Origin of the sequence: Alteromonas sp. OM2203, from assembly GCF_048517045.1 — a bacterium.
In the GTDB taxonomy this organism is placed as follows: domain Bacteria; phylum Pseudomonadota; class Gammaproteobacteria; order Enterobacterales; family Alteromonadaceae; genus Alteromonas; species Alteromonas gracilis.
In genome coordinates, this window is record NZ_CP183209.1 from 2,496,556 (window position 1) to 2,522,145 (window position 25,590).

Sequence of the window (25,590 nt, forward strand, 5' to 3'; positions counted from 1 at the left end):
GCCTTGCATAAAGGATTTTTTCCGTATAATAAATTGTTAGCCCGAATTACTAATTTAAGCGCAAAGAATAAATTCATCAGGTAATCAGGTACAACAAGGTAGTTTTCAGTCGCTTCGTAAGACGCCGTCAACTTCACTTCATTTTTAAACCAATCGTAGGCATGTCCGTCTTCTCTCTTTTCAGCTTCAAATCACAAGACGACGCTAAATCACATGGTTGTTTCAATTATCGCAGTGTTGTCTTATAGTCGTTTTTAACAGTTTAGCCTTTAGGTAAATTCATTATCTGTTGGCGGCAAGCCGCGTAAGTTTATGTAGTTGGGCTAACAAAAAAATTAAGTCGCCTGCTAGCGCAGGCTGGGACGCATACACGTGGGCTGCTTCGCATTTTAGCCCACGCGCCTGCGCCCCTTATTTAAAAGTTAGGTGCTGAAAGGAAAAATTATGAAATCATGGAATGAATTAACTAATCTACAACGCGCAGTTATCGGTATCGCAATGGTTGTTGCGGCGGCAGTTTTGCCAGAGATAGCCTTCTTAGTTCAATTGGGTGGTATGGAAGTCGCATTTGCTCTCGTTTTTGCTAGCCTAGCTCCCATCATTTCTTGGTTCTCAACAAAATACCATGCAATTAAAGAATGTTTACAAACCTCAGTAGTGGCTTTTAGGCATAGCGCATCTGCTAAACCTTCCGTTTTCTTCGTACAAGCTTCTTTTTGTGCAGCCGCACTTCTATTTACAAGTTCGGGCTTATTGGCTTTTTACTTTTTTATGCCCAGTATGCTGCTAAATGGGGTCTTGGCGTGAGCGCACCTAACAAGCCAATAAACACACTCACTACGTTCGCTGGGACGCATTCATGTGGGGCGGCTTCGCCATTATGCCCCACATGTCTGCGCCCGTTATTGGAAAGTTAGGTGTAATGATGAAAATACTTACTTTTGTCGTTGTTATGGCTACGTTCAGCAGTTTTAATGCTCATGCAGTAAAAGTGCGCAGCTGCGAAAATTTAGAAGTAAAATATATAAAACTACAGCTTCAAAACGGTAACTTAATTCATGAAAACATTTCAGACAGAGAGTTTCAAAGAGGTACGTTAGGTATTGATGAAGTGTGTGAACTAAGAAGTGAATTGGTTTCAGATAGTTTAGCTTTTACTCTCTTTAGGCCTAAAGGTGAGTCATTGAGTTATATACTGGTTCACAATGGCTTGGATGGCAGTCTTAAATTGTACGGTCCTTTTATTGGCAATTACACCTAACAAAAAAATTAAGTCACTCACTTCGTTCGCTGGGACGCATACACGCAGGGCGGCTTCGCCATTATGCCCCACATGTCTGCGCCCCTTATTTAAAAGTTAGGTGCTTCAAGGAAATCAATGCCATTAGTAGTGTTTTTTGTATTTTTGTTTCCTGCCTTGGCCATAGTATTGCTCTCGTTGCCAATATTTCTTTTAATTAAAAATAAAACATCAGGCGCCATATATTGGTATCTTTCTGCCGCTGTTCTTTTAGCGAACTCTTTCGGGTTACTGTTTATTGAATTATTGGGTAACGAAAATTTTGAATCAGCTTTACTTACTATATTGACTTGCTCAATTTATGGTTCGATTTTAGGAGTGTTTTTTTGGTATCTTGCTAAAAGACAAAAGGCGGCTTAAACATGCACGCACCTAACAAACAACTATTGTCGCTCACTGCGTTCGCTGGGACACAAACACGTAGGCTCCCTTCGCTTCGCTCCGTATTTTAGCCTACGTATTTGCGCCCCAAAGTTGGGTGTTAGGCGTCATTTACTTACAGCATTAAAATGTTGGTTAAGAAGTGACATTCCAGCATCAAGGTTGTTTCGCTAGGTCGTGTTCGCGGCTAGCTTTCTCGGTTGTTTCAACGGCTCTAGCAACGCGCTTTTCATCAACATCGCAACGCCAACATTCAACATCACCAGCTTTCTAAACTCGCTCTTTTATCCAGCAATGTCGTTAACATCTGGCTTTTCGCACAGGGTTGTTTTATCTTAAATTCAATAATTTAAACAAGCTGGCTAATTGGCTAGTGGTGGCAGCAAAGCTGCGTACGTTTCGTTGTACGCCTAATCGGGTAGCCGGAGGTATCTAACCTCCAGCCCCCACAACACCCTGCATGCGGCTCCGCACAGGGCGTTTCACTTAGAATGGTGAAGCGCGATCCAACCATCACGCAATGAATAAAGCCCTTCGGATTTTAAGTAATCAAGTGATAAAGCTTGATTAACCCCCGGAGTTTTAGCACTGCGCCATGGCCCTTTGCTGGTGATACCACACGCAACTGCGGCCTGAACTTGCACACCCAATTTCATTAAGCGTCTCACTTTGGTGCGCGGCTTTCGCCATTGTCGCCAATAGGCCATTCTGATTCTGCGCCTGATCCAATGATCTAGATCGACGCATCGCTGATAGCCACTAGCGATACCAAAGTAATTTATCCAGCCACGTAAATATTGGCTGAGCTTAGAGAGTTGGTAGTGCATAGACACGCCCCAGTTACGGTTCGTTAACCGTCTGACCTGTTGCTTAAATTTCAGCAATGTCTTTGGGTGCCATTGAATGCGACCTGCCTTGAATGTGAATCCAAGGAACTTGCTTTCACTGGTTTTGACGACGTGGCTTTTGACCGAATTCACGATCAGTTTCAGACGGTGACTCAGGAAGCTGCTGATACTGCTAAGCACGCGCTTACCCGCACGTGGAGTATTCACCAAGATAGTGAAGTCATCCGCGTAGCGAGCAAACTTATGGCCTCGTTTCTCAAGCTCTTTGTCCAAAGGGTCGAGCATAATGTTCGCCAGTAAGGGTGATAACGGCCCGCCTTGAGGAACACCTTCTCGGCTCTCACTATAAAGCTGGTTATCGATAACCCCAGCTCGCAAGTAGCGTTTAATCAATTTAAGCAATCGCTTATCCTTCACTTTATAGCCAAGGTGGGTCATGAGTAAATCGTGATTAACGCGGTCGAAGAACTTTGACAGGTCCACATCTACAGTAAAACGGCGTCCCATTTTAATGATGCTTTGTACCTGCTTCACCGCTTGTTGCCCATTTCGGTTTGGCCTAAACCCAAAACTGTTGTCTGAGAAGGTTGGGTCGAAGATGGGCGTTAACACTTGAGCAATAGCTTGTTGGATAACCCTGTCGAAGACGGTAGGAATACCTAGTTGGCGTTTACCGCCATCGGGTTTATCAATTTCCACGCGTCTAACAGGTGAAGGTTGGTATTGGCCTGAGTGGAGCTCATTCATAATACGTTTCCAGTTGCCCTGTTTTGCCCAAGCAGGGAAATCATCAATGGACATGCCATCGATGCCAGCGGCCCCCTTATTGGCTCGAACTCGTTTCCACGCAGCTAGAATATTAGCGGGTCGGAGAATGAGCACAAGTAGATCAGCACTAAAGGCTGGCTGCTTATCGATACGCTGAGTCACGTCACTACCGGTCGGCATTCGTGTATTCAAGTTCAATAAGGCTCCTCCTTTGATCTAAGTATTCAGGCCTTCACCGTGTCCCAACCATTACGATGGGCGTTTGGCTACTATGCCGTCTGCTGACTTCTACTTAATCACCTTCAAGGTTACCCTTGTAGGCGCTATCGGTTTTCATCTAGTTCGCTCCTTCCAGTCGATGACGCTGAAAAGCCAAGGCACTTGTATACCAGAACCTCACTGGTTAATTACCGATCGCTTGTTAAGCAGATCTCCCCAGATAAGAGCATGCACTGTCTCTGCACTGCTGCATCATTTACGGTAGCCGTTAAGTCACATGGTTTCGTTGTCTTGTGCCAACTCACCTTCAGCCTACGCCTCATATGATGTTCTTGTTCATCAGCTCGCAGATTTGCTAGCGGCTTCCTCCAGACAAGCCCTCACGGGTTTGCCCTTGCCATTCGCTAGTAGTTATCATCTAATAGCAATATTAATCGCTAAGGATGGTGACCTTCCTACAGAGGACTTTCACCTCATTAGTTCATGCCCATGCTGGGCGTACACAAAACGCTCAAGTCGCAACCCGCTGCGCGGGCCGCTGGAACAAAAACACAATGCGGCTCCGCCATTTTCGCATTGTGCTTTTGCCCCTTAGCTTAGTGTTATATGCCAAAGGAATACGGACATTATCTGGTTTAAAAAACTCAAAAGCCCTCACGTACCTTTAGGCATTCCAATAGAAGATGGATTGGCTATATTAAAAAAGATTGGCAGCCCTGTCTTTTTTGAGTCCGAAGAGGAAAGGCAATATAAAGTTTCAAATGCAGCTTACAATGTAGCTATTTATGAAACGAATGGCATTGTTTCAAGTGCTTGGTACGACGATCCCATTGGAAGGTCTTGGAACCTTGGGAGAAAGAAAAAAGTAAATCTATACCTTTCTCGCTACGACAATATCAGTAACTGGGAAGCTAGGCTCAATAATGGATATATTCAGTTCTATTTTAACGATACGCTTGGATTGAGCATGTCTTATGGATTACACAAAGATGTCATCAGGTTTAATAAACAAGGCATATAACAACCCAATAAACTCACTCACTACGTTCGCTGGGACGCATACACGTGGCGCGGCTGCGCCATTATGCCCCACATGTCTGCGCCCGTTATTGGAAAGTTAGAAGGCGTCAGCCTAAACTTCGTTTGGCGTTGTAAAAAACTTAGTTCAACTACCTTCATCTGTTTTAACTAGCATCGCTCTGGCTTTTGGTAGCTTTAATGTCGCCGCTTTAAATACTGCGGTTGCGCGTTAGGCGCTTTGACACCAAGTTCTTATTCACAGTCAGCAAGCGCCATTACACTTGATAGCTCAGATAGCGGCTAGCTTCTGTCAAATCAAAAACATCACTGCACAGTCGTTTTTCTTGTCTGCGTTAACAATCAATCGTATGCTGGCTTCAACAGTTTTTAAAAAGACCAAAGGAACTGGCTTTGCTTATAACAAGGCGCTTAAGACCACTCTCCTCGGACGCATACACGCGGGGCGGCTGCGCCATTATGCCCCACATGTCTGCGCCCGTTATTGAAAAGTTATAAGGCGTCAGCCTAAACTTCGTTTGGCTATATAAAAATTCCAGTAAAACTACCCTCACCTGTTTTCATTAGCATCGCTCTGGCTTGTGGTAGGTTTAAATCCGCCGCTTTCAATTCAAAGGTGGTGTAATAGGCGCTTTACCTTCTAGTTCTTATTTTCAGCCAGCAAGCGCCATTACACTTGATAGCTCAGATAGCGGCTAGCTTCTGTCAAATCAAAAACATCACTGCACAGTCGTTTTTCTTGTCTGCGTTAACAATCAATCGTATGCTGGCTTCAACAGTTTTTAAAAAGATCAAAGGAACTGGCTTTGCTTATAACAAGGCGCTTAAGACCACTCCCTTCGGTCGCTCTTGGGACGCTAACACGCAGGGCCGCTTCGCTATTATGCCCTACGTGTTAGCGCCCCTTATTTAAAAGTTATGTGCTAAAGAGAATGCTTAGATGGATCTATTTTTTGCAAATCTGGTAACAATTATATTCTTCATTACAGGGTACAAGCTCATCGAAAAAGCAATTTTTCCAATGCCCTCCACTCTGCTGAAAATTGCACTCTATTCCCTTTTGATCTTCTGCTGTTTAGGCATTACTTCGATTCTTTTTGCAATTGCTATCGGACTCTGGTTACCAGATACATACCCAGTCACTTTTTCATACAAAGCGCTGTTTATTTGTCCTATTATTACCATCTACTTTTTATTTAAAATGATGCAAAACAAAAGGCTTGTTTCTGCACGCACATAACAAGCGCATTAACACTCGCTGCGCTCGCCAGGGACAAAAACACGTAGGCGCCCTGCGCTTCGCTTGGTATTGTAGCCTACGTATTTTTGCCCGTTATGCGTCTATGTTCACAAGGATGGTTTATGAAATCTAAAGTTTTAATAGGAGTTCTTGGCGGCCTTTTTACCATGGCTGTGTTTAGCCTTGGCTTTTTCTCTTCATTCTATTTAACCACATCATTGGATTCTGCTAGCTACACCAAAGAGCACGTAGATAACGGAAGATTTATGCTATATGCGTTAAGACATATCGAAAATCGAGAGATTGAAAAAGCTAGGTTAGCTTTAAGAGGCCATGTTTCTCACAAAGTTCTAGTTACAGATGCCTTTAGGCTGCCACCTACAAGTGAACGAGAAGACAAAGTTATCGAAGACTTTTATGCAGAAGTTGTGGATTATTTTAATTCTCAAGGTGGCTTCAATGAAACCATGCAGGTTATGGAAAACGGAGAATGGGTTTCAAAGCCTACACCCACTATGCGAATTCTTGAGGAGTTTTCAGCAAAGTGAACATAACAAGTCAATCAACATACTCACTGCGTTCGCTGGGACACATACACGCAGGGCCGCTTCGCTATTATGCCCTACGTGCCTGCGCCCGTTATTGAAAAGTTAGGTGCTTCCCGTAAATTGACAAATCAAATCGTTCAATTACTATACGACACTTGGACGAAGCGGAGAAAATAATGGATATTATCACTTTTACCACTTTTTTCGTTATCTCTGCATGCTTAGGTATCGCGGCGATCATGATATTTGAGCCTAAATGGGTTCAAATCAGTTACGTCACTTGGTCACGCCCTAAAAAACTAATATTTTCAGCTGCATTGCATTTGCCACTAGTCTTTTTTTTAGAAGGCTCATGGCTAATCCTTTTGCCTACTTTTATATTTATGAGCTTCATAACGCTAGATAGGCAGAAACATTTCATTAGTTTTAAGCTACGCATCTAACAATCAAATGTTGGGGGACACAAACAACAATGCCCGTAATTAGCCGATTCTATGGGATTATAATCGCAATGTATTTTAACGACCATAATCCTCCCCATTTTCATGCTAAATATTCTGATTACGAGGCACTCTTTGGCTTTGACGGTTCAATACTTGAAGGAGCGCTTCCTAACAGAGCCACGAAATTCGTTCAGTAATGGCTTTCAGAGCATCGAGCCGAACTAGAAGAGAATTGGCATAAGGCTCAAAATGGCGAACCGTTAAACTACATTGCACCATTGGAGTAAAACTATGCTTCACGTTAGAAACGCAAAATATCTCGACGGCTTTAAACTATGGGTAACATTTGACGATGGTACAGCTGGCGAAGTCAATTTAGAAAACAAACTATCTGGCAGTGTCTTTGAACCGCTAAAGGACTCTTCTTTTTTCTCTAAAGTTGCTGTTGACCCAGAATTAGAGACAGTGGTTTGGCCGAATGGTGCCGACCTGGCACCTGAGTTCTTGAAACGTCACATAACAAAGCCCTAAAGTTCACTCCCTCCGGTCGCTGGGACGCATACACGCGGGACGGCTACGCCATTATGCCCCACATGTCTGCGCCCCTTATTTAAAAGTTATACGCAATTGGTCAGAATAACTTTTTAACATCGCGGTAAAAGTTTTCATGAGAGCCAAGCGCTATCAATTCAAGTATTACAGTGCCATCCTCGTAGCTGTAACCGAGTAAAGTTAACTGCTTAACCATCTTGAACTTGTACACACGAAGAAAGGCTAGGTCGCCTTTTTTCTGCTCTCCTAGAAGAGGATCGTCCATAAGTTCTTTTACAGCTTTATCCAGGTCTTTTTTCTGATTCTGATGTAACTTCTTTACTGCTCTCTTAAAATTGGCTGTCTGTAAAACACTGGTAATCTTAGCCAAAATCGTAAGGCTCCAATTTTCCTGCCTCTTTTTCAGCTTTGGAAATAATTGCCTGTTTCACGAATTCGTATGTTAAATCAGGATTATCTTCCATCATTTCACCTATCTTTGCCCAATGCTCAATCTGTTTTGGCATAGTTCGGTTTAGTGCTTTGCCCATAATGGTCGCCTTCTCAACTAAATTCTGGTCTAGTCTTACGCTCGCTGTTGCCATAACATGTCTCCTAGTAGTTCACCACTACATTGTAGCAATGCGCTACATTTGTAGCAAATTGCGTATAACAAACGAATTAACACTCGCTGTGCTCGTTAGGGACAAAAACACATAGGCTCCCTTCGCTTCGCTCGGAATTGTAGCCTACGCATTTTTGCCCGTTATGCGGGTGTTAGCTGCCAAAATGTGAATCAAGCTTATTTAGAAGTTCCAAACCTTTCTTTTTGTCTCCAGTAGCAGCAATCGCCTTAAATCTTACCTCAGTATCAAATTCAGCTATCGCTTGCGTAGACAATTCTTCTATCAATTTGTTTAAGCTCAACTTTTTATGCGCTGCCAAAGCCTTCAATCGATTATGCTTATCGTCTGGTAAACGTACAGTTAAAGTGGACATATTAAACTTCTCTCAAATAATCTTCAGGCGCTAACACTTTCAAACCATCAAATTGTAATTCCGTATTTCTCAGGTCTTTTAGGTTATTCGTAATAATCCTCTCGGCATTTCCTGCAACTGCCAGCTCTATAAGAAAGCTATCGCCTTCATCTTTTAAATTTAGCCGCCACAAATAATGTATCTGCACCCATTCGCAAATACTAAAAAATGTTGCTAGCAACTCGCTCACTTCGTCCTCGGTAAGCGGGCACAATTCTTTAATTTTGTCTCGCTTGCTTACTGCTTCGTACTCCAAGAATAAGGTCGTGCTAATCAGCGGCTTTAAATCCCCCAACAAGCATTGCCTTATCACTTCTCGGGCTGGCCCTGTTTTGCCAATCAGAGCACTAATAAGTACACTGGTGTCAATAACTACTTTATTCATAGCTTACATGCTCGCGTATATGCTATCACTTTTCAATTTGACAATGGCAGCTAACAATCTAATCAACATACTCAATGCGCTCCTGGAACGCATACACGCACGGCGGCTTCGCCATTACAATCAGCCTGCGCCCGTTATTAAAAAGTTATGTGTAAAGGGAATTATGGAGTTTAATGATATTTACAGGGTATATGTTTGCCCCCATGTATTTAAGAAAGAGAAACGGATGTCACCAAAAAGGTCGTGAATGCCTTTGAAGATACGAACACTTTTTACTCGATAAGTGGCCTTATACTTCTTCGAATTTCTGGCGTAGTTTCCGGCACCTTTATGGCTATTAACAATGCTTATCATTTAGGCGAAGAAACATTAGTATGTGGTTCCAAAGATAACGTAGAGTGACATCTCACAAAAGTAACCTAGGAACGGTAAATCAGTTCTTTCAATTACTGTGGATTAGTTTTTTATGAACCTTGCGGAATTTAATCACCTTTGTGAATTGTTACCGTGCACCACCCATATAGTTCAATGGGGTAACTCTGACGTATGGAAAGTGGGTGGAAAAGTTTTCGCTATTGGGAGCATTAGCAGGGACGGACACCCTGCTTTTACCTTTAAAACGTCTGAGCAAAACTATTTTTTTCTAGAAGAAAAGCCTGGCTATAGACCTGCGCCCTATCTTGCTAGTCGTGGAATGAAATGGATACAACAGTACAATTGTGAGAATGATGAAGATGAGGCGTTAGAATATTATTTAAGCGCATCTTACAAACTAGTATCGTTAGGGTTAACCAAGAAAATGCAAAAAGAGCTTGGTTTAAATCAACCTCAATAGAAGGTGCTTACACCATGTTTGAAGCAATGAGCTTTACGCGCAAAATTCGTCCCCATATCGAAGCCGAACTGGCGTTAGCTCGCAATAAGCAATTTCAACACAACAAGGCAGACGCTTTTGCACATCTAGAAAATGCTCACGTTCTTGGTCAAGCTTCCACTCGACTCCACGTAAAAGTACATATCATGATGCTTTTGTGGGCAGTTAAGCAGCGTAATTTGGGTGAGTTTTGTGGTCAACTATTCAGAATAATAGGCGCTGCCACAAAAACCGTTTTCGGGCTTGTACCTCATGGAAATACAGGCGGAGCTAACGTTAGTCCATTTAAAGCGATGCCGATAAATCCAAAGCTTGAAAGAGTAATAGAGAAAGCGCGATCGTATGAAAATTAAAATACATGTTGTTGATGCCTTTACCAACGTCAGGTTTAAAGGCAATCCAGCTGCCGTCGTTATAACCGGAAAATGGCTCAGCGATGAAAAAATGCAGGAAATCGCAGCTGAAAATAACCTCTCAGAAACTGCATTTTTAGTAGAAGACGATAACGGCGTTTTTGCTATACGCTGGTTTTCCCCGCTTACAGAAATTGATTTTTGTGGGCATGCAACCTTGGCTTCTGCATTCGTGATTTTTAGCGATAATTATCAACTACCGCACATTACTTTTTTCGCAGACTCGGTGGGAATGATGAAAGTCGTTAGAAAAGACGACGGTTTCATTCAAATGGACTTTCCAAACAGAATGCCTTCTCCTGTCGATGACGTCCCCGAGGCATTGCTAGCAGGCCTTTCTATTAAGCCCGAAAGTATATTGAAGAACGGTCAAGCATATTTTGCAGTTTACTCTGACGAAGACGACGTAATAAGCGTGATACAAGACAGTGATAAACTTAAAACACTCGCGCCCTATGATGTGGTAGTGACAGCGCCTGGGACACAATTTGATTTTGTTTCACGCTACTTTTGGCCGGCCAATGGTGGTGATGAAGACCCAGTAACCGGTTCAATCCACACTGGGTTGGCACCGTTTTGGGCTAAAAGGTTGGGAAAATCAAAACTTATGGCCTATCAAGCATCTAAACGAGGCGGAACGTTAAAATGTGAAGTTGCAGGCGACCGCGTGCTTATTTCCGGCCAAGCGGTGTCTTATCTTGAAGGGTACATATCTATCTGATGGTTTATCATTGAAGAGAAACTAGACAGAATTGGCAATCGACTCACATTTGACTCATATCGTCTTACACAAACGAAAAAGCGGAAGATTTTTAGCCTTCCGCTTTCATTATGTATCAACACGTTGCGGGTTGCTGCATTTAGTTTTAAAAATCAGCGCCCTACAGCAATACCTTCTCTACGTGGGTCTGCACCGCCAATCAGTTTGCCTGATTTAAACTGTATTCCGTGAAGACCACTGTTTAAATCTACCACTTTAACGTTGTGTCCAAGGGCTTTTAACGGCTCTTCTAGTTCAGCTATTGGAGTGCCCTTCTCTAACGCCGTATAGTCGTTTCTATTGGTTATTTTAGGCAAGTTGATAGCCTGTTGAATATCCAAGCCAAAATCTAAAACACCAATTAGGGTTTGAGCGACATAGCTTACAATTCTAGAGCCGCCTGGTGAGCCGACAACCACCTCTAAGTTCCCTTCTTTGTCGAACACCATTGTAGGGCTCATAGCGCTTCTAGGGCGCTTACCTGGCTCTACTCGATTTGGGACAGGAAAGCGGTTTTTAGTTGGCGAAAATGAAAAGTCGGTTAGCTGATTATTAAGCAAAAAGCCTTCGACCATAATTCCAGAACCAAACATAAACTCAATGCTGGTAGTCATTGATACTGCATTGCCCTCTTTGTCCACGATGGAAACATGAGAGGTGTTAGGCAGTTCCATTGATGTACCAAGTGCTACGTTCGCATCAGCGTACGGGTTTCCTGCGCGCTTACGGCTCCACTCTTTATCCACACCAATGCTTTCAGCTCGGCGCTCTAGGTAAGCCGTATTGATCATGGCTGCAAACGGAAGATTGGTAAAATCGCTGTCGGCAATAAACTTCTCCCGATCCGCGTATGAAAGTGCACTTGCTTGGGTATACAGATTTGCAAACTCTACCGAATCCGGTGCGTATTGGCCAAGATTGAAACCTTCTAGCATTTTCAAAATTTGATAAACATTTACACCTCCTGAACTAGGTGGTGCCATGCCGCAAATACGTTTCTCGTGATAAAGGCCACAAACAGGTTCACGTTTTACAGGTTCATAGTTTGCTAAATCTTCTAACGTCATCTGGCCTGGGTTAATCTCAGCGCTATTCACTGCTTCAACAATTTTTTCAGCCACTTCACCTTTCAATAGATAATCGCTGCCCTTTTCAGCAATTCCTTTCAACGTTTTGGCTAACTTTTTATTTTTCTTCACTGTGCCTTCTTTTAGCGGCAAACCCGCTGGAAAGAAGTAAGTAGAACTTGCAGGAAAAGTTTTAAGACCAGGGTGATAGTCTAAAGCCACCAGCTTTGCCAGACGTGGTGACACTTTAAAGCCGTCTTCAGCGGTTTTTATCGTATCGTCGAAGAGCGTATTCCAAGGTAGCTTACCGAACTCTCCCTGAGCCATTTCTAGCGCTTTTACTGCGCCAGGCACACCTACTGATTTACCGCCTACAACGGCGTCTAACCAGCGCATAGGTTTGTTGCCTTCGATGAACCAATGAGAATTTACTGCTTTTGGCGCGGTTTCGCGGCCGTCAAAGGTGTGAAGTACTTTATTCTTATTATCCCAATAAAGGATGAAAGCGCCACCACCGATGCCGGACGATTGTGGTTCAACCAAAGAAAGCATTGATTGGACAGCCACGGCCGCATCGATAGCACTTCCGCCTCTCTCTAGTATATTCTTCCCCGCCCAAGACGCGTAAGGGTTTGCTGCTACAACCATATATTCGCTAGCTTCAAACGCCTTTTTCTCAATATAGCCTGTGGCTGCTTCTGGCTCACCTACTTCGCGCGCTTGCTTCGCGGTCGCACCAAAAATAAAACAGCTAGATAATGCAAAGGTAACTACCGAAGCTCTCAACAAAGCACTGCGTCTCAAAATAATACTTCCTCTTATTTAAACTTTTCGGGGTTAATGGGGCGTTTTTTAAGAAACGCATCAAACGCTTCTTGGGCTGCAGTAGTGCCCAATGCCTCTAAAAAAATATCAAATTCTTCGTTCATTTGCTGATTGATATGCTCTCCATCGCCTTTTAATAGTGCTTTTGTTTGTCTAAGCGAAAATGAAGGCTTGGCGATGAGTTTATCAACCGTAGCTTGAACAGTCTGATCGATTTCATTGGCATCAGTAATTTTGGTCAAAATTCCGAATTGAAATGCGTCGACAGCAGAAAAAGGCTCACCCAACATTAGCCATTCTGCCGCTTTGATATGACCTGCAACCTTAGGCAAAAGATAACTTGATGCATATTCTGGAACAAGCCCTAAATTGATGAACGGTAGAACAAATCGGGTATCTGGAGTAGCGTAAACAAAATCGCAGTGAAGCAGCAAGGTCGTCCCTATTCCCACCGCTAGACCATGAACTTGTGCAATGACAGGTATGTTACATGCAGCCAGAGCGCGCATAAACGCTGCTGTTTCCGGCACCTGAGCGTGCTCTTGTTGCTGTGCAAAGTCTCCAATGTCATTACCCGCGGTAAAACAATCGCCCGCGCCTTTAATCACCACCACTTTCGTCGAGCCATCGTTCTTAACACCTAATATAGCATTCGCCATTGCCTGGTACATATCCCGTGTTAATGCATTCTTTTTCTCTGTGCGGTTAAGTGTAATAGTTAAGCACTGCTGATTTTTTTCGGTAATGATGTAAGACATTATCACTCCTTTACTGTCGTCTATTTTATTTTAGGTGTACTTCAGTTTTCACCCTGTAGGCAATTTCTGTATCATAGCCAGCAAATTCGAAATTCAAAAATAACTAACACTGATGATGTCACTGCCGTTTTCGCTTAAGTATAGCGCTGGTCCTTTATTTGTAGCGCTATGCTCCGTTGTTGCGTTTTGCTTTGAACCCATTTCTGGCAATTATTTGGCTTACGACCGTTATGCCATACAAGGTTTAGAAACCTGGCGTATAGTTAGCGGTAATATCGTTCACACCAATGGCTACCACCTACTTTTAAATTTAGCCGGTCTGGCGCTGTTGTGGGCCCTTCACGGTGAACATTATCGAATTGGTTTGTACTTAAAAGTTTTCGTTTGGTGCTGCTTAGGAACTAGTGTCGGGCTTTATTTTTTCTCTCCAGATCTGATTTGGTACGCGGGTTTGTCGGGCGCACTACACGGTATTTTCGCCTGGGGCGCCTGTGTTGATATTAAAGAGAAAATGAAGTCGGGTTGGTTATTACTTATCGGTTTAGCAATTAAAGTGGGATACGAACAAATTGACGGTAGCAGCGAACAAGTCGCAAATCTGATTGACGCAAAAGTTGCCGTAGATGCCCATTTATTCGGTGCGCTGACAGGCATTGTTATATTTTTGCTTATGTATATCACCGCTAAAAGAAAATAAACGCCCTTGCGATAGAGCGACGCTCTTTCCATGTATTTCAACCGCCTGCGATAGATAAAAAGCGCGTAAACCAAAATGCTAATGAGAATAAAAAGGCCCGAATTCAGTTGAATTCGGGCCTTTTTCGTAGCTTTTCAAACTAACACGATATGAAAAAGCGGATGCTTTTAAACACTGAGCTTTTCTCGAATTAACCGTTTCAGTTATAAGTTTTCCTCGAATAGCTTGTAGATACGGCGGTATTCATCAAGCCATGAACTAGGCTGAACAAACCCATGTGGCTCTACTGGATAAATCGCCGTTTCAAAATCTTCCTTCTCTAACTCGATAAGGCGCTGTACCAATCGAACCGTATCGTGGAAAAACACATTGTCATCAACCATTGGCGCGTTAATTAGTAGGGGCTTTTCGAGTCCATCTGCGAAATAGATTGGCGAACTACGCTCGTATGCGATGGGATCGATATCAGGAGTATTTAGAATGTTTGCCGTATATGGTGTGTTGTAATGTGCCCAGTCGGTTACCGGACGAAGTGCTGCACCAGCCCCGAATAGGTCAGGAGCGGTAAACATAGACATAAAGGTTAAGAAACCGCCGTACGATCCGCCATATGTGCCTATGCGCTCGCGATCTACATTCGCGTTGTCTACCAGCCAATTCACACCGTCACGTAAGTCCTGCACTTCAGGCGTACCCATTTGGCGATAAATCGCGGTACGCCAATCACGCCCGTAACCAGCGCTTGCACGGTAATCCATATCAAGCACGACATAGCCTTGCTGCACTAGCATACTGTGGAACATGTATTCTCTGAAGTACCCAGACCACCCCATGTGGGCATTCTGTAAATAACCTGCACCATGATTAAACACTACCGCTTTGTTTAGTGCTGATTTGTCGTAATTTTCTGGTAGATAAACGCGAGCGTAAATTGGCGCATCGGTATGCGATGAGTCAATAGCAACGATATTCGGTACTGCCCAAGGGAGCGCATTAAATTCAGCACTGGTGCTTCGCGTAATTTGCTTTGCTGCTGTTGCTTCATCTGATGGCTTAATATAAAGCTCTTGTGGCTGATTCACTTTGCTATGGCTTAGCAACAAGATTTCACCATCGGGGCTAAGTGAATAGTCCGTCATACCATTCAAATCAGTCATTGTGTCGATAGTGTTATCACGTAAATCGGCACGATAAACTTCGTAAAGACCAGGATGCTCCATATTGGCTTTAAAGTAGATATAGTTGTCATCGTTGGAAAGCGTTAAATCGTCAACAATAAAACGGCCACTGGTAAGCGCGACAGGCTTCTCACCAGGTTTTTGAATATATAAATGCGAGTAGCCAGTATGCTCAGACTGATAGTAAAGAGTCTCGCTGTCATTCAGCCAATCAAATGCGTTGAAACGATAGTTTACCCACGCATCGTCATGAAGCCTGTGTTGGTTTTCCAGCGTTTTATTTGCAAGATCGACAGTCGCAATCCAGCGGTCTTTGTTGTCCCATGCTTCAAGCATAACGGCAACAGCGTTACCGTTTTTGTGCCAGCGAATCGAAGGCTTAGTCCAGTACCAGCTTTGCAGTAAGGTAATATCGCGGGGCAAACGATTAACTTCATAGGTCTCGCCTTTTGCTTTCGCGTTTTCTTCTTTTACATCTGCAAGTACGTCGTCATTGTACCCAGGCAAATTAAAGTACTTAAGTTCACTCTTCTCGCCAGTTTTCAAATTAAGCAGCCACAGTTCATGATTTACCGATTCAGCATCTGCAACACGTTGGCGTACGGGTTTCGCGGCAATACGGCTGTCTTCTTGGATATAATGCGGCATGATGTCGCTGTCATCACGAGTCGGCTTACTTTCAGTAGTTGCAACCACAGCAAAGTTACCCGCAGGCGATACACTGATCCCTGCTAGTCGATGCGACTTATCGAAATAAAACGGCGAAGGTGCAACGCTGTCGTTCTTTTCAGCCAGTGCTTTTTTTGCATCGTCTTTATCTTTTTTGTTTTTACGCTGTAGCTTGATGTATTCCACCAGCGACTGTTGCTGCTCGGCAATATAATCTTTAGGCGGCTCAACCGCTTTGGGCTCGTCGCTAAACTCCCAGCTCAATAATTCTTCGCGGGTGCCGTTAGATAGGTCTATAGCAATAAATTTGTTACCGCTTAACGCCATTAAGCGGCCATCAGTCATAAATGAAAGCGTTGACAGCGCATTCCCGCCACGAGCAATACGCACAGTTTCGCCATTGGTAAATTGCACATAAACACTGTCTTCAAAGGAATAAGCGATGACACCATCGTTCCTTACTACGCGCTCTTTGAAACGATATTTGTGTAAGTCGGATAGCGGCGCTTTAATCACATTCTCAGGATTTGATAGGTCAGCAATATATACATCTTTGAGTGCACTATTTTGCTTTTCCCTTTCAAACACAATTTTGTCGCCATTAACTGACCAGCCCATACCCTCGGGCAGCGCGCCTATCCATTGAGGATCTGACATGATTTGTTTGAGCGTGATTTCACCGTTTGTTTGGCTGGCTGACGGCGCTACATCAGGTGTGACCGATTGTTGAATACTCGTCGCAGGCAATGGCAAAGAGGTTGTTGTAATTGACGTGTCGTTCGTTGTGCTTGCGCATCCACCAAGCGCAAACGTTACGCTGGCCGCGATGAGTAAAGAAGAATATTTTTTCATTATTTTAAGTCGTTGTTATGTAAAAAGCGTTAACATTATACCCAGAGCATTTATCAAAGCGCTAACGTTCATCGATTGTGATAGTGAACCAAACGTAAAGCATCCCCGTTTATGGTTTGTCTACATTGGGTCTCTTACCCTTTCAAAATAACAAAAATTAACTCTCGAGGTAAAACATTATGAAAGCAAAAAGATTTGTACCGGCGTTGCTTACGCTTACCTTTTTAACCTCTACTAGCTTTGCAAATGAATGCCCTAGTGTACTCAAATTTATGAAGCGCAAACTCAACTCTCAAGAAACGGTCAATCTCTGTAACGAATATGGTGGCAAGACGCTGTTGGTGGTTAATACAGCTAGCTATTGCGGTTATACACCACAGTTTGAAGGCTTAGAGGCACTTTACAGTGACTACAAGGACAAAGATTTCGTAGTACTTGGTTTTCCATCACATGATTTCAATCAGGAAGATAATGATGAAGGTAAAACCGCCGAACTTTGCGAATTAACCTACGGCGTGAAGTTTCCGATGTTTGAGCCAATATCGGTAAAAGGTGAAGACGCGGACCCTATGTATCGAATGCTTAAAACTGCTACTGGCAAAGCGCCATCTTGGAATTTCAACAAATACCTTATAGATAGCACGGGCAAGCAAATCACTCACTACCCTAGTTCAACAAAGCCTACCGATCCTGCCTTTATTGCTGAGGTTGAAGCGCTATTAAAAAGTGAGTAAACGTTATTTCTTTCATAAGCGTCTCTTGACCTCTTATTAACGGCTACAATTTAACGCCTACGATGTTAACGCATATAAAAAAGCCCCGCGTAATACGCGGGGCAATCAAGCACACTCAACTTGGAACACACTTTTAGCTGAAACATACTTCCTACGTTTTAGCTAACTGCAATAATTTAGTGTGTTTAGCCGTTGGTAAGTTCAATAATTTTTTCACTTGCAGCTGAAAAAGCTTCGTTTGCTTGCTCTTCACCCATGTTAAGTCCTTCAGCATAAACGAATTTTACATTGTTAATGCCAACGAAATTTAAAAAGTGTTTTAAGTATGGCGTTTGCGTATCGAAGTCTGAACCTGCATAAACACCACCACGGGCCGCAAAAACCGTAGCTGATTTATTCTCTAACAAGCCCACGGGACCCGTTTCAGTATATTTGAACGTTATACCAGCTCGAGCCACACGGTCAAAATATGCTTTTAGACTTGAAGGAATGCCAAAGTTATACATTGGCACTGCTAACACAATCTCATCAGCTTCCTTTACCGCTTCTACGATATCGTCAGACACTTTAGCCAACGCTTGCTGCGATTCATTTCGTTCGGAAGCCTCAGTCATCCAAGCCTGCATTTCTTCACCCGTTAGGTGAGGTAGCGCTAGCGAGGCTACATCGACGCGGTTGATACGTACCGAGTCATCCTTCCCCATTTTAGAAAGGTACTCGTTTGCAAGCTTTGAAGAATTACCTTCACTGCCATTAAGGCTGGAAAATATCGCTAAAACTTTTTTCATGCCGAACTCCAATATTCGTTGTTTCAATTATGCGGACTTATACTAGAGCAATTAAATTGAATGAAAATATCAAAAAAATGAAGGGTGCGTTCTATTTTGTAGAACATTATCTTACGTGTTCGAAACATCTTGTAAAAACAATGAAAACATTACATTGCGTTAATGTTGCAAGGAGGATGATCTTCCCACAATTCCCTAGCGTAATCGAGTCTGCTACAACACAATTAAGAGGATACGAAAAATGAGAAGGAACAAGGCTCTCCTTGCATGTTCAATATTACCACTATTTCTAATTGGTTGTTCTGATGATGACGATGATGAAGTAGTTGAAGTCCCCGCCCCCGTTATCGAGTATTCAAATGTACGCGTTGTTCACGCGGCATCTGACGCTCCGATGGTTAATATTACCGCTAACGATGCCATACTAAACGGTTTGGAAAATGTTGATTATCAAGTTGCTTCATCGCGTTTTGAAGTAGAAACAGGAACCTACGACATTGGCGTAACAGGTATTCTTCCTGGAGAAGACGCTGAAGTATTACAGGCTGACGTTACGCTTGAAGCTGATATGAACTACGATATTTTTGCCGTAGGAAATGTTAGCGACGAGACACTGGCATTGTTAACAGTGACCAGCATGGAAACCGCGGTCGAGGCAGGTAACGCGCAAGTACAAATTGTACATGCAGCATCTATGGCTCCAACAGTTGATATTTACGTTACCGCGCCCGATGCAGATATTAGTGCGGAACAGCCACTTGTAACGGCAGAATTTACTGACTCAACAGATTTGATTCAAGTGCCTGCGGGCGATTATCAAATTCGTATTACACCGGCGGGTGAGACGACAGTTGTGTATGATTCTGGTACTGTAAACCTAGCCGACGGTGCTGATTTGCTCATAGCCGCAACTAACAATGTTGGCACGGGTGATTCACCTGTAACACTCCTAGCTGCAGACGGCGATAGCAGTTTCAAAATATGGGATGCAGAAGCGGGTTCCGAAATTCGCGTAGTGCATGGAATTAGTGACGCGCCAGCGGTTGATGTTATAGCAAATAACGAAATTGTACTGGTAGACGGCATTCAGTTTCCGCGAACCACCGATTACTTGTCTGTTGCTGCAGGTGACTACCTAATTGACGTTGTGGCCGATAGTGACAATAGTGTTGTAGCAGTTGACGATGCTGAATTGACGCTAGAAGTGGGAATGTCATATACCGCCATAGCAAACAACGTTTTAGCCTCACCAGAACTTGATGTTCTTGTTGATATGCCTCGCTCTGTAGCAACTGAAGCGAAAGTGCGTATTGTTCACGCTTCACCTTCAGCGGGCAACGTGGATATTTATGTATCCGCAGATGGTGAAATTGACGCTGTTGAACCAGCGTTTGCCGATATTGCTTATCAAACTGGCGAATTAGTTGAGACGGGCTATGTAAGCTTGGCAGAAGGCGACTATGTAGTCACTGTTACACCAACAGGCACCAAAACAGCGGCAATCGAAACGGGCGTGCTCTCGTTAGAAAATGGCGAGATATATACTGCGATTGCGCTAGACGGTGCGATGGAGGGCGACTTACCTCAACTAGCATTACTTGATGGTCTGGCTCCACCTCCGCCAGCTTTTAACGCCGACATGACTTATAATGTAAGCTTAAGCGGTTCTCAAGAAGTGCCCGCTGTTACTACCATGTCTTCTGCAACAGCAGTGGTTGAAATTGACGAAGACTTACCAGCGTTTAGTGTAAGCGTTGATGTTTCAGGCCTAACCGATGTTACTGGTGTGCACGTACACGATGGTGGCATTGGCATGAATGGGCCAGTTGCTTTCCCACTCACTGATGCTGGCAACGGTACGTATATTTTAGCTGAAACCAATATATCACCTAGCAACTTAGATGCGCTGACTAGTGGTGAATGGTACTTAAATGTACACACTACAGCTAACCCTAGCGGCGAAGTACGTGGTCAAATTGTTCCTGACACGACAGCGGTGGTTACTTTCTCACTAAGTGGCAGCCAAGAGGTTCCAGCGGTCGATACAATGGCAATGGGCTCTGGCTATGCGCTTTTCGATACGACCAACAATAATGTTTCTCTTGTTGCGGTAACCACCATCGAAAACGCGACGATGGCACATATTCATACTGGCTTCGCCGGTGTAAATGGTCCTGTGCTAGAAGCGCTTGTTGAAAGTGAAGAAACAGCTGGTGTTTGGATGACAGATGGAAGCCTAATGCTAGATGAGGCAACAGCAACGCAGTTACTTTCAGGCGGTCACTATGTCAATGTTCACACTGCCGCGTTTACTGGTGGCGAAATTCGCGGCCAGATCACGCCTGACAACATTGAAGTGTACGGCATTATCGCCAACGGGCAACAAGAGGTACCAGCCGTCACTACCGATGCGAGCGGCGCTGGCGCATTTACCCTTAACACGTCTACAGGCGCATTGTCAGGTAGTGTAACTATTACCGGTATGACAGCGAACATGGCGCATATTCACGAAGGTGAAGCGGGCGCAAACGGTAACGTATTATTGGGACTCACTGCCGGTGCAAATGGTATGTGGTCAGTACCAACTAATACAACGTTAACGGCTGAGCAAATGGGTGTTATGGCAGACGGTGGTCTTTACACTAACTTCCACTCAGATGCATTTCCAAGTGGTGAAATTCGCGGTCAGATCACATTAGGCTTCGACTAAACGAAGTAAGCCAAACGCATTGCGTTTCACACTTACTGAGACTGAAGTAAATTAAAAAAAGGGGCCTAGGCCCCTTTCTCGTATATAAAAAAGAAAAACGTTATCTAAATTGTATTTAGCGCTGCTTCAAAATCTTCAATCAGATCCTGCGTATCTTCAATACCTACCGATATACGCAGCATGGTATCGGAAATCCCCATAAGTTCACGCTCTTGGGCTGTATTTTCAAAATAGATAGTAGGTGCAACAGGGAGTGCGAGCGTTCGATTGTCCCCTAAATGCGTGGCACAAATAACCAATTTCATTTCGTTTAAAAAAGCCACCGGATCAGCACCTTCGATCAGATCAAAACTTAAAATTGCGCCGTACCCACCTTTTAGATATTCCCGTGCCATGAAATGCTGAGGATGATCGGCAAGGCCAGGGTAAAAGACCTTAGATACTTTCGGATGATTATCAAGGAATGTCGCTAACTGCATCGCATTATGCTGGCTTCGTGACAAACGCAGAGCTAAGGTTTCCATGCCTAACGCAATGGCAGAAGCAGATTGCGGAGCTAGCGTTGCACCTAGATCCCGTAAACCTTTCTTCTTAATCTGGGTAATTCCCCATTGTGCAGTATCTGCAACCTGATAAGCAGGTTTTAGGTTATCAAACTTTGTCCAGTCAAAGTTACCCGTATCGACTACTGCACCGCCTAAAACGTTGCCGTGACCTGCGATGTATTTCGTCAACGAGCAGAACACCAACGACGCCTTAACATCTTTTGCGTAGAAAACGGGCGGAGGCGTCATGGTGTTATCGACCATAAACAGCATGTGTTTTTCTTCGCAGAATTGACCGATTGCGTGAAGGTCGGCAACCTGAGTTACAGGGTTAGCCACGGTCTCTGTATAAACCCCTTTAGTGTTTGGACGATAGGCTTCTTTAACTTGCTGAATGTCAGTTACATCTGCGTAGGTAACCTGTACGCCAAAATCTTTAATTGTTTCAAAAAAGCTGCGCGTGTTTCCAAAAAGGTATTGGCTCACAATTAAATGGTCGCCCGATTTAAGCAGTGCAAATAAGGTGCTGCTTATCGCTGCCATCCCCGTCGAATAACATAGTGTGCCAACGCCGCCTTCAAGGTCATTGAGCATATTTTGTAGCGCAGCAACAGAAGGTGATGAAGAACGAGAATAAACGTGGGCAGCACGTTTGCCTTGAAACGCGTCTATAATGCCCTGCGCATCTTTAAACTCAAAAAGAACGGAATTAGACGTACTGCTATGTACACCGCCATGCTCTGGGGTATTTAGCATACGATCAGAATGAACCTGACGGGTTGTGAATCCCAATTTTGTCACGGGTAAAGCTCCGAAAATAGATGTTTGCGACTTTGCCATGCGCTCACCGTTATCTTACTTGATACGGTTGCGTACTTACCACTTCACCAGAAATGATTATGGCTTTGTTATGCAGTTTTTAGGATATTTTGCGCAAACATTATCATAAAACGTATAGATAGTTTGCATTTGTTCATCTATGTTAGTCACTTTCTGAATAATTGGCCCTAGCACAATTGCCTTTCTGGCGTAGTCCAACCCAATGACTTGAATGGGTATTTCGGCTTCACGAGCAATATGCATAAACCCTGTTTTCCATGGGTAAATGGGGCTTCTTGTCCCTTCTGGCGCCAATGCTAGAATAAGCGTGTCAGCCTCTTTAATCCTATTCGCTATAGATGTTACCACACCGTGCGCTTTGCTCCTTTCAACCGGAATGCCACCGAGTCTTCTCACTATCGCGCCTAAAGGCGGCTTGAATATAGTGTGTTTTCCAAAAAAATTAATATCCAGCTTAAATGAAAAGACAATGAATAAACCAATAAAGAAGTCCCAATTAGATGTGTGTGGTGCTACCGCTAAAATGGCTTTTTTCTGATTAATCAGCTCACCTTCCACGTGCCAACCTCGCTTTGTGAGCACCCATGCCGCAAATGTCGACAACCAATTTGGCCATTTTCGAGGAATATTTTTTCCGACAATAACATTATTGGCAGACTGAGAATACGTGCTAGGGTGTGAGGGTTCTGTCATTATTATTATGCTCTATTTTCTTGGTTTAATACGGCTCAATAATTACGTGATGAATGAGTGCTTAACGAGTGAGTGCTCAATAAGTCGCAATTTTTAGCGCTCTCAAAGTATTTATTAAGGCGTAACTACTTTGCTTTAGACAAACCATGATTCTGTGTTTATTTCTTCGAAGAGTAATCAAATTCGACATGTAAAACAATTGTTAACATAAACATGAAATAGCCGATTAGAACATTCAAAAGAGAAAGGTTCGAAAATTTCAGTATGTGTATTTTATTTATCGCTAACAAAAAGCGAGAGGACTACCCGCTAATCATTGCTGCAAATCGGGACGAGTTTTACGCGCGCCCTACTGCCCCATCTACCTTTTGGGATGGGCATCCTAATTTACTTGCAGGGCAGGATTTAGAAGCAAACGGCACTTGGATGGGCGTTACGCGTAATGGAAACTTGGCGGCACTGACCAATGTCAGAGACCCACAGAATATCAACAACAATGCCGTATCACGGGGTGAATTAGTCGCTAACTGGCTAAAGCAAGACTCTGTTGATAGGAAACACGCTGCGCAATCACAATACTTGGCAACACTCGAAAATACACGTTCGCTATATAATGGCTATAACTTGCTATTTGGTCATGTTGACGCGCTAAGGGTTTACAATAACGTAAACAATTCAACCCATTTGATCGAACAAGGCGTGTACGGTTTATCAAACGCAGATATAGCTACACCATGGCCAAAAGTAACTCAAGGCGTAGAGGCATTGAACCATTATGTAACAAATGAAGACGTTATTAATGATGACGACTTGTTTGATATTTTGCGCCGTGAAAATAAAGCCGATGACGCGCTGCTTCCCGATACGGGAGTGGGTTATGAATGGGAAAAGGCGTTATCTTCCATTTTCATTCAAACCGAGAAGTACGGCACGCGCACGTCTACCCTGCTGCTGGTAGATAAAAACAAAACGCTGAATTGGAAAGAGCGGTGCTTTTCACACAAAGGCGAGACACTAGAAACACGTGAATTTTCCTTTTCAATTTAAGGCATTTTTGAAATGAAACTTTCGTTTACGTTTTGTTTCTTTGACTAATTGAAATATTTTCAACCTTTGGGGGTCGTTTTTTCTACCATCGGTGGCATAATGCCTGCCTGCTATCTTTTGCACACCAACGTAACGTGAGGACATATCGTGTTTGAAGTATTACCCCATCTCGCCCCAGATCCAATTCTTGGCCTGTCTGCTGCTTTTCGTGAAGACACCAACCCAAATAAAATCGATTTAGGTGTTGGCGTTTACAAAGATGAGCAAGGTAATACCCCTATTCTTTCAAGTGTTGCTAAAGCGCAAAAAGTGCTTTTAGACACAGAAACCAGCAAAACCTATATCACGCCTCAGGGCAACCAAGGTTTCATCGATGGTATGTTGTCTTTGCTGTTAGGTAAGAATAGCCCAGTTCTTTTAGCTGACCGCGTTGCTGCGGTTCAAGCACCAGGAGGTTGCGGTGCACTGCGCATTCTTTCAGAACTACTTGCTCGTTGTAACGACAACGCAAAAGTATGGGTAAGCGACCCCACGTGGGCAAACCACATTCCACTTATCGGCTCTGCGGGCCTTAAAATTGAAACCTACCCGTACTTCGATAAGGCTTCAGCAAGCATTCGCTTTGACGCGATGATGGAAACCCTTCGCAAAGCTGAAAAGGGCGATATCGTTCTTCTTCACGGTTGCTGTCACAACCCAACAGGTGCTGACCTTACCAATGCACAATGGGACGAAGTACTAGAAGTAGCGAAAGAGCGCGAGTTCCTGCCTTTCATCGACGTGGCCTACCTTGGTTTTGGTGAAGGCTTAGAAGAAGATGCTTACGGCATGCGTTTGTTGGTAGAAAATCTGCCAGAAGTTATCGTTGCAGCATCTTGCTCTAAAAACTTTGGCCTGTACCGCGAACGCGTTGGTTTAGCTGCCATCATTACAGAAGATTCAGCAACCCGAAAAATTGCACAGGGTCAGATTCAATCAATTGCACGTGGCATCTATTCTATGCCGCCAAGCTATGGTGGCGCTTTAGTTGATATTATCCTAGCTGACGAAGCACTTAACAACGAGTGGGTATCTGAAGTAAACGAAATGCGCGATCGTATGAAGTCACTACGTGCCATGCTTGTTCAAAACCTTCACGACAATGGTTCACCTAAAGACTTTAGCTTCGTAAACGATCAAAAAGGTATGTTCTCGTTCTTGTGTATCACACCTGAGCAAGTGCGCGAAGTACGTGAAAAGCACAGTGTTTATTTTGTAGATTCTAGCCGCGTAAACATTGCAGGCATAAATCACGAAAACGTAGAAACGCTAGCGAAAGCATTGGTATCAGTGCTTTGATAGAAAGCAAACCGTTGTAAAAATCTTAAAGGCAGAGTGAAAACTCTGCCTTTTTTATTTCCC

At 43.6% G+C, this 25,590-nt stretch carries 27 protein-coding genes; 16 read left to right on the forward strand and 11 right to left on the reverse strand.

What is annotated here, in order from left to right:
* Nucleotides 1-444 precede the first annotated feature (444 nt).
* The 3 genes from ACM0P2_RS11150 to ACM0P2_RS11160 all read left to right on the forward strand — a co-directional run bounded on the left by ACM0P2_RS11150 (nt 445) and on the right by ACM0P2_RS11160 (nt 1,660).
* Nucleotides 445-807 carry a hypothetical protein gene (locus ACM0P2_RS11150; protein WP_419226597.1) on the forward strand — a complete coding sequence of 121 codons (363 nt, stop codon included), beginning with the start codon at nt 445-447 and terminating at the stop codon, nt 805-807.
* A 52-nt stretch (nt 808-859) separates the two neighbouring features.
* Entirely contained in the window at nt 860-1,261 is a 402-nt protein-coding gene (locus tag ACM0P2_RS11155) for a hypothetical protein (protein WP_419226598.1), read from the forward strand.
* A 117-nt stretch (nt 1,262-1,378) separates the two neighbouring features.
* On the forward strand, nt 1,379-1,660 hold the full coding sequence (locus ACM0P2_RS11160) for a hypothetical protein (protein ID WP_419226599.1): 282 nt from the start codon (nt 1,379-1,381) through the stop codon (nt 1,658-1,660).
* 503 nt (nt 1,661-2,163) lie between these two features.
* Here the strand turns inward: ACM0P2_RS11160 and ltrA are convergent.
* Entirely contained in the window at nt 2,164-3,477 is a 1,314-nt protein-coding gene (gene ltrA / locus ACM0P2_RS11165; RefSeq protein ID WP_173361254.1) for a group II intron reverse transcriptase/maturase, read from the reverse strand.
* Between the two features lie 727 nt (nt 3,478-4,204).
* On the opposite strand from ltrA, the gene ACM0P2_RS11170 reads away from it, so the two are divergent.
* The 5 genes from ACM0P2_RS11170 (at nt 4,205) to ACM0P2_RS11190 (ending at nt 7,316) form a co-directional block, all read left to right on the forward strand.
* Complete coding sequence (locus ACM0P2_RS11170) at nt 4,205-4,537, forward strand: hypothetical protein (RefSeq protein WP_419226600.1); 333 nt, start codon at nt 4,205-4,207, stop codon at nt 4,535-4,537.
* A gap of 693 nt (nt 4,538-5,230) precedes the next feature.
* A complete protein-coding gene (locus ACM0P2_RS11175) occupies nt 5,231-5,467 on the forward strand; it encodes a hypothetical protein (protein WP_419226601.1) in 237 nt (78 codons plus the stop codon).
* Between the two features lie 449 nt (nt 5,468-5,916).
* Complete coding sequence (locus ACM0P2_RS11180; protein WP_173361185.1) at nt 5,917-6,342, forward strand: hypothetical protein; 426 nt, start codon at nt 5,917-5,919, stop codon at nt 6,340-6,342.
* 511 nt (nt 6,343-6,853) lie between these two features.
* On the forward strand, nt 6,854-6,982 hold the full coding sequence (locus ACM0P2_RS11185) for a DUF4160 domain-containing protein (RefSeq protein WP_419227700.1): 129 nt from the start codon (nt 6,854-6,856) through the stop codon (nt 6,980-6,982).
* A 94-nt stretch (nt 6,983-7,076) separates the two neighbouring features.
* On the forward strand, nt 7,077-7,316 hold the full coding sequence (locus tag ACM0P2_RS11190; RefSeq protein WP_159120625.1) for a DUF2442 domain-containing protein: 240 nt from the start codon (nt 7,077-7,079) through the stop codon (nt 7,314-7,316).
* A gap of 100 nt (nt 7,317-7,416) precedes the next feature.
* On the opposite strand, the gene ACM0P2_RS11195 is transcribed toward ACM0P2_RS11190, so the two are convergent.
* The 4 genes from ACM0P2_RS11195 to ACM0P2_RS11210 all read right to left on the reverse strand — a co-directional run bounded on the left by ACM0P2_RS11195 (nt 7,417) and on the right by ACM0P2_RS11210 (nt 8,739).
* Nucleotides 7,417-7,707: a type II toxin-antitoxin system RelE/ParE family toxin gene (locus tag ACM0P2_RS11195; protein WP_061997674.1), complete on the reverse strand. Its 291-nt coding sequence runs from the start codon at nt 7,705-7,707 to the stop codon at nt 7,417-7,419.
* Entirely contained in the window at nt 7,700-7,921 is a 222-nt protein-coding gene (locus ACM0P2_RS11200) for a TA system antitoxin ParD family protein (RefSeq protein ID WP_173361183.1), read from the reverse strand. The genes ACM0P2_RS11195 and ACM0P2_RS11200 overlap by 8 nt, the downstream gene beginning before the upstream one ends.
* Before the next feature lie 172 nt (nt 7,922-8,093).
* Nucleotides 8,094-8,315: a toxin-antitoxin system HicB family antitoxin gene (locus ACM0P2_RS11205; protein ID WP_173361182.1), complete on the reverse strand. Its 222-nt coding sequence runs from the start codon at nt 8,313-8,315 to the stop codon at nt 8,094-8,096.
* 1 nt (nt 8,316) lies between these two features.
* Nucleotides 8,317-8,739, reverse strand: coding sequence for a putative toxin-antitoxin system toxin component, PIN family (locus ACM0P2_RS11210; RefSeq protein ID WP_173361181.1), 423 nt, complete (start codon nt 8,737-8,739; stop codon nt 8,317-8,319).
* A 466-nt stretch (nt 8,740-9,205) separates the two neighbouring features.
* Between ACM0P2_RS11210 and ACM0P2_RS11215 the strand changes: the two genes are divergently transcribed.
* From ACM0P2_RS11215 to ACM0P2_RS11225, 3 genes are read left to right on the forward strand one after another with little or no spacing between them, the layout of a single operon-like run.
* On the forward strand, nt 9,206-9,574 hold the full coding sequence (locus ACM0P2_RS11215) for an MmcQ/YjbR family DNA-binding protein (protein WP_173361180.1): 369 nt from the start codon (nt 9,206-9,208) through the stop codon (nt 9,572-9,574).
* A gap of 14 nt (nt 9,575-9,588) precedes the next feature.
* Entirely contained in the window at nt 9,589-9,966 is a 378-nt protein-coding gene (locus tag ACM0P2_RS11220) for a DUF3703 domain-containing protein (RefSeq protein ID WP_173361179.1), read from the forward strand.
* On the forward strand, nt 9,956-10,747 hold the full coding sequence (locus ACM0P2_RS11225; RefSeq protein WP_419226602.1) for a PhzF family phenazine biosynthesis protein: 792 nt from the start codon (nt 9,956-9,958) through the stop codon (nt 10,745-10,747). The genes ACM0P2_RS11220 and ACM0P2_RS11225 overlap by 11 nt, the downstream gene beginning before the upstream one ends.
* A 152-nt stretch (nt 10,748-10,899) precedes the next feature.
* Here the strand turns inward: ACM0P2_RS11225 and ggt are convergent, their stop codons facing one another.
* Both ggt and ACM0P2_RS11235 read right to left on the reverse strand, forming a co-directional pair.
* The gene (ggt, locus tag ACM0P2_RS11230; RefSeq protein WP_419226603.1) at nt 10,900-12,657 is read right to left on the reverse strand and encodes a gamma-glutamyltransferase; all 1,758 of its coding nucleotides are present in this window, start codon (nt 12,655-12,657) and stop codon (nt 10,900-10,902) included.
* A gap of 14 nt (nt 12,658-12,671) precedes the next feature.
* A complete protein-coding gene (locus ACM0P2_RS11235; protein ID WP_419226604.1) occupies nt 12,672-13,436 on the reverse strand; it encodes an enoyl-CoA hydratase in 765 nt (254 codons plus the stop codon).
* 112 nt (nt 13,437-13,548) lie between these two features.
* On the opposite strand from ACM0P2_RS11235, the gene rrtA reads away from it, so the two are divergent.
* Nucleotides 13,549-14,133 carry a rhombosortase gene (gene rrtA / locus ACM0P2_RS11240; RefSeq protein WP_159120586.1) on the forward strand — a complete coding sequence of 195 codons (585 nt, stop codon included), beginning with the start codon at nt 13,549-13,551 and terminating at the stop codon, nt 14,131-14,133.
* Between the two features lie 203 nt (nt 14,134-14,336).
* Here rrtA and ACM0P2_RS11245 read toward each other — a convergent pair whose 3' ends face one another.
* Nucleotides 14,337-16,832, reverse strand: coding sequence for a prolyl oligopeptidase family serine peptidase (locus ACM0P2_RS11245; protein ID WP_159120585.1), 2,496 nt, complete (start codon nt 16,830-16,832; stop codon nt 14,337-14,339).
* Between the two features lie 179 nt (nt 16,833-17,011).
* Here ACM0P2_RS11245 and ACM0P2_RS11250 point away from each other — a divergent pair, with 179 nt between their 5' ends.
* Nucleotides 17,012-17,566 (forward strand): glutathione peroxidase, encoded by a 555-nt coding sequence (locus tag ACM0P2_RS11250; RefSeq protein WP_159120584.1) that lies wholly within the window; start codon nt 17,012-17,014, stop codon nt 17,564-17,566.
* Nucleotides 17,567-17,751: 185 nt separating this feature from the next.
* On the opposite strand, the gene ACM0P2_RS11255 is transcribed toward ACM0P2_RS11250, so the two are convergent.
* Nucleotides 17,752-18,354: an FMN-dependent NADH-azoreductase gene (locus ACM0P2_RS11255; protein ID WP_159120583.1), complete on the reverse strand. Its 603-nt coding sequence runs from the start codon at nt 18,352-18,354 to the stop codon at nt 17,752-17,754.
* Between the two features lie 241 nt (nt 18,355-18,595).
* Between ACM0P2_RS11255 and ACM0P2_RS11260 the strand changes: the two genes are divergently transcribed.
* Nucleotides 18,596-21,064, forward strand: coding sequence for a CHRD domain-containing protein (locus ACM0P2_RS11260; protein WP_159120582.1), 2,469 nt, complete (start codon nt 18,596-18,598; stop codon nt 21,062-21,064).
* Between the two features lie 104 nt (nt 21,065-21,168).
* On the opposite strand, the gene ACM0P2_RS11265 is transcribed toward ACM0P2_RS11260, so the two are convergent.
* Both ACM0P2_RS11265 and ACM0P2_RS11270 read right to left on the reverse strand, forming a co-directional pair.
* Nucleotides 21,169-22,365, reverse strand: a complete 1,197-nt coding sequence (locus ACM0P2_RS11265) for a cystathionine gamma-synthase family protein (RefSeq protein WP_419227701.1) — start codon at nt 22,363-22,365, stop codon at nt 21,169-21,171.
* Between the two features lie 141 nt (nt 22,366-22,506).
* On the reverse strand, nt 22,507-23,142 hold the full coding sequence (locus ACM0P2_RS11270; protein WP_159120581.1) for a 1-acyl-sn-glycerol-3-phosphate acyltransferase: 636 nt from the start codon (nt 23,140-23,142) through the stop codon (nt 22,507-22,509).
* Nucleotides 23,143-23,406: 264 nt separating this feature from the next.
* On the opposite strand from ACM0P2_RS11270, the gene ACM0P2_RS11275 reads away from it, so the two are divergent.
* Nucleotides 23,407-24,189 (forward strand): NRDE family protein, encoded by a 783-nt coding sequence (locus tag ACM0P2_RS11275; protein WP_159120580.1) that lies wholly within the window; start codon nt 23,407-23,409, stop codon nt 24,187-24,189.
* Between the two features lie 147 nt (nt 24,190-24,336).
* Entirely contained in the window at nt 24,337-25,527 is a 1,191-nt protein-coding gene (locus tag ACM0P2_RS11280) for an aromatic amino acid transaminase (RefSeq protein ID WP_120959094.1), read from the forward strand.
* Nucleotides 25,528-25,590 lie beyond the last annotated feature (63 nt).

Bases quoted from the DNA above. Each gene is read 5' to 3' on its own strand.
- ACM0P2_RS11250 (WP_159120584.1), top strand. From the start codon at position 17,012: ATGAAAGCAAAAAGATTTGTACCGGCGTTGCTTACGCTTACCTTTTTA.
- ACM0P2_RS11235 (WP_419226604.1), bottom strand. From the start codon at position 13,436: ATGTCTTACATCATTACCGAAAAAAATCAGCAGTGCTTAACTATTACA.
- ACM0P2_RS11215 (WP_173361180.1), top strand. From the start codon at position 9,206: ATGAACCTTGCGGAATTTAATCACCTTTGTGAATTGTTACCGTGCACC.
- ltrA (WP_173361254.1), bottom strand. From the start codon at position 3,477: ATGCCGACCGGTAGTGACGTGACTCAGCGTATCGATAAGCAGCCAGCC.
- ACM0P2_RS11150 (WP_419226597.1), top strand. From the start codon at position 445: ATGAAATCATGGAATGAATTAACTAATCTACAACGCGCAGTTATCGGT.
- ACM0P2_RS11275 (WP_159120580.1), top strand. From the start codon at position 23,407: ATGTGTATTTTATTTATCGCTAACAAAAAGCGAGAGGACTACCCGCTA.
- ACM0P2_RS11270 (WP_159120581.1), bottom strand. From the start codon at position 23,142: ATGACAGAACCCTCACACCCTAGCACGTATTCTCAGTCTGCCAATAAT.
- ACM0P2_RS11245 (WP_159120585.1), bottom strand. From the start codon at position 16,832: ATGAAAAAATATTCTTCTTTACTCATCGCGGCCAGCGTAACGTTTGCG.
- ACM0P2_RS11220 (WP_173361179.1), top strand. From the start codon at position 9,589: ATGTTTGAAGCAATGAGCTTTACGCGCAAAATTCGTCCCCATATCGAA.
- ACM0P2_RS11265 (WP_419227701.1), bottom strand. From the start codon at position 22,365: ATGCTAAATACCCCAGAGCATGGCGGTGTACATAGCAGTACGTCTAAT.
- rrtA (WP_159120586.1), top strand. From the start codon at position 13,549: ATGATGTCACTGCCGTTTTCGCTTAAGTATAGCGCTGGTCCTTTATTT.
- ACM0P2_RS11155 (WP_419226598.1), top strand. From the start codon at position 860: ATGTGGGGCGGCTTCGCCATTATGCCCCACATGTCTGCGCCCGTTATT.
- ACM0P2_RS11200 (WP_173361183.1), bottom strand. From the start codon at position 7,921: ATGGCAACAGCGAGCGTAAGACTAGACCAGAATTTAGTTGAGAAGGCG.
- ACM0P2_RS11260 (WP_159120582.1), top strand. From the start codon at position 18,596: ATGAGAAGGAACAAGGCTCTCCTTGCATGTTCAATATTACCACTATTT.
- ACM0P2_RS11205 (WP_173361182.1), bottom strand. From the start codon at position 8,315: ATGTCCACTTTAACTGTACGTTTACCAGACGATAAGCATAATCGATTG.
- ACM0P2_RS11190 (WP_159120625.1), top strand. From the start codon at position 7,077: ATGCTTCACGTTAGAAACGCAAAATATCTCGACGGCTTTAAACTATGG.
- ACM0P2_RS11255 (WP_159120583.1), bottom strand. From the start codon at position 18,354: ATGAAAAAAGTTTTAGCGATATTTTCCAGCCTTAATGGCAGTGAAGGT.
- ACM0P2_RS11210 (WP_173361181.1), bottom strand. From the start codon at position 8,739: ATGAATAAAGTAGTTATTGACACCAGTGTACTTATTAGTGCTCTGATT.
- ACM0P2_RS11160 (WP_419226599.1), top strand. From the start codon at position 1,379: ATGCCATTAGTAGTGTTTTTTGTATTTTTGTTTCCTGCCTTGGCCATA.
- ACM0P2_RS11180 (WP_173361185.1), top strand. From the start codon at position 5,917: ATGAAATCTAAAGTTTTAATAGGAGTTCTTGGCGGCCTTTTTACCATG.
- ACM0P2_RS11225 (WP_419226602.1), top strand. From the start codon at position 9,956: ATGAAAATTAAAATACATGTTGTTGATGCCTTTACCAACGTCAGGTTT.
- ACM0P2_RS11185 (WP_419227700.1), top strand. From the start codon at position 6,854: ATGTATTTTAACGACCATAATCCTCCCCATTTTCATGCTAAATATTCT.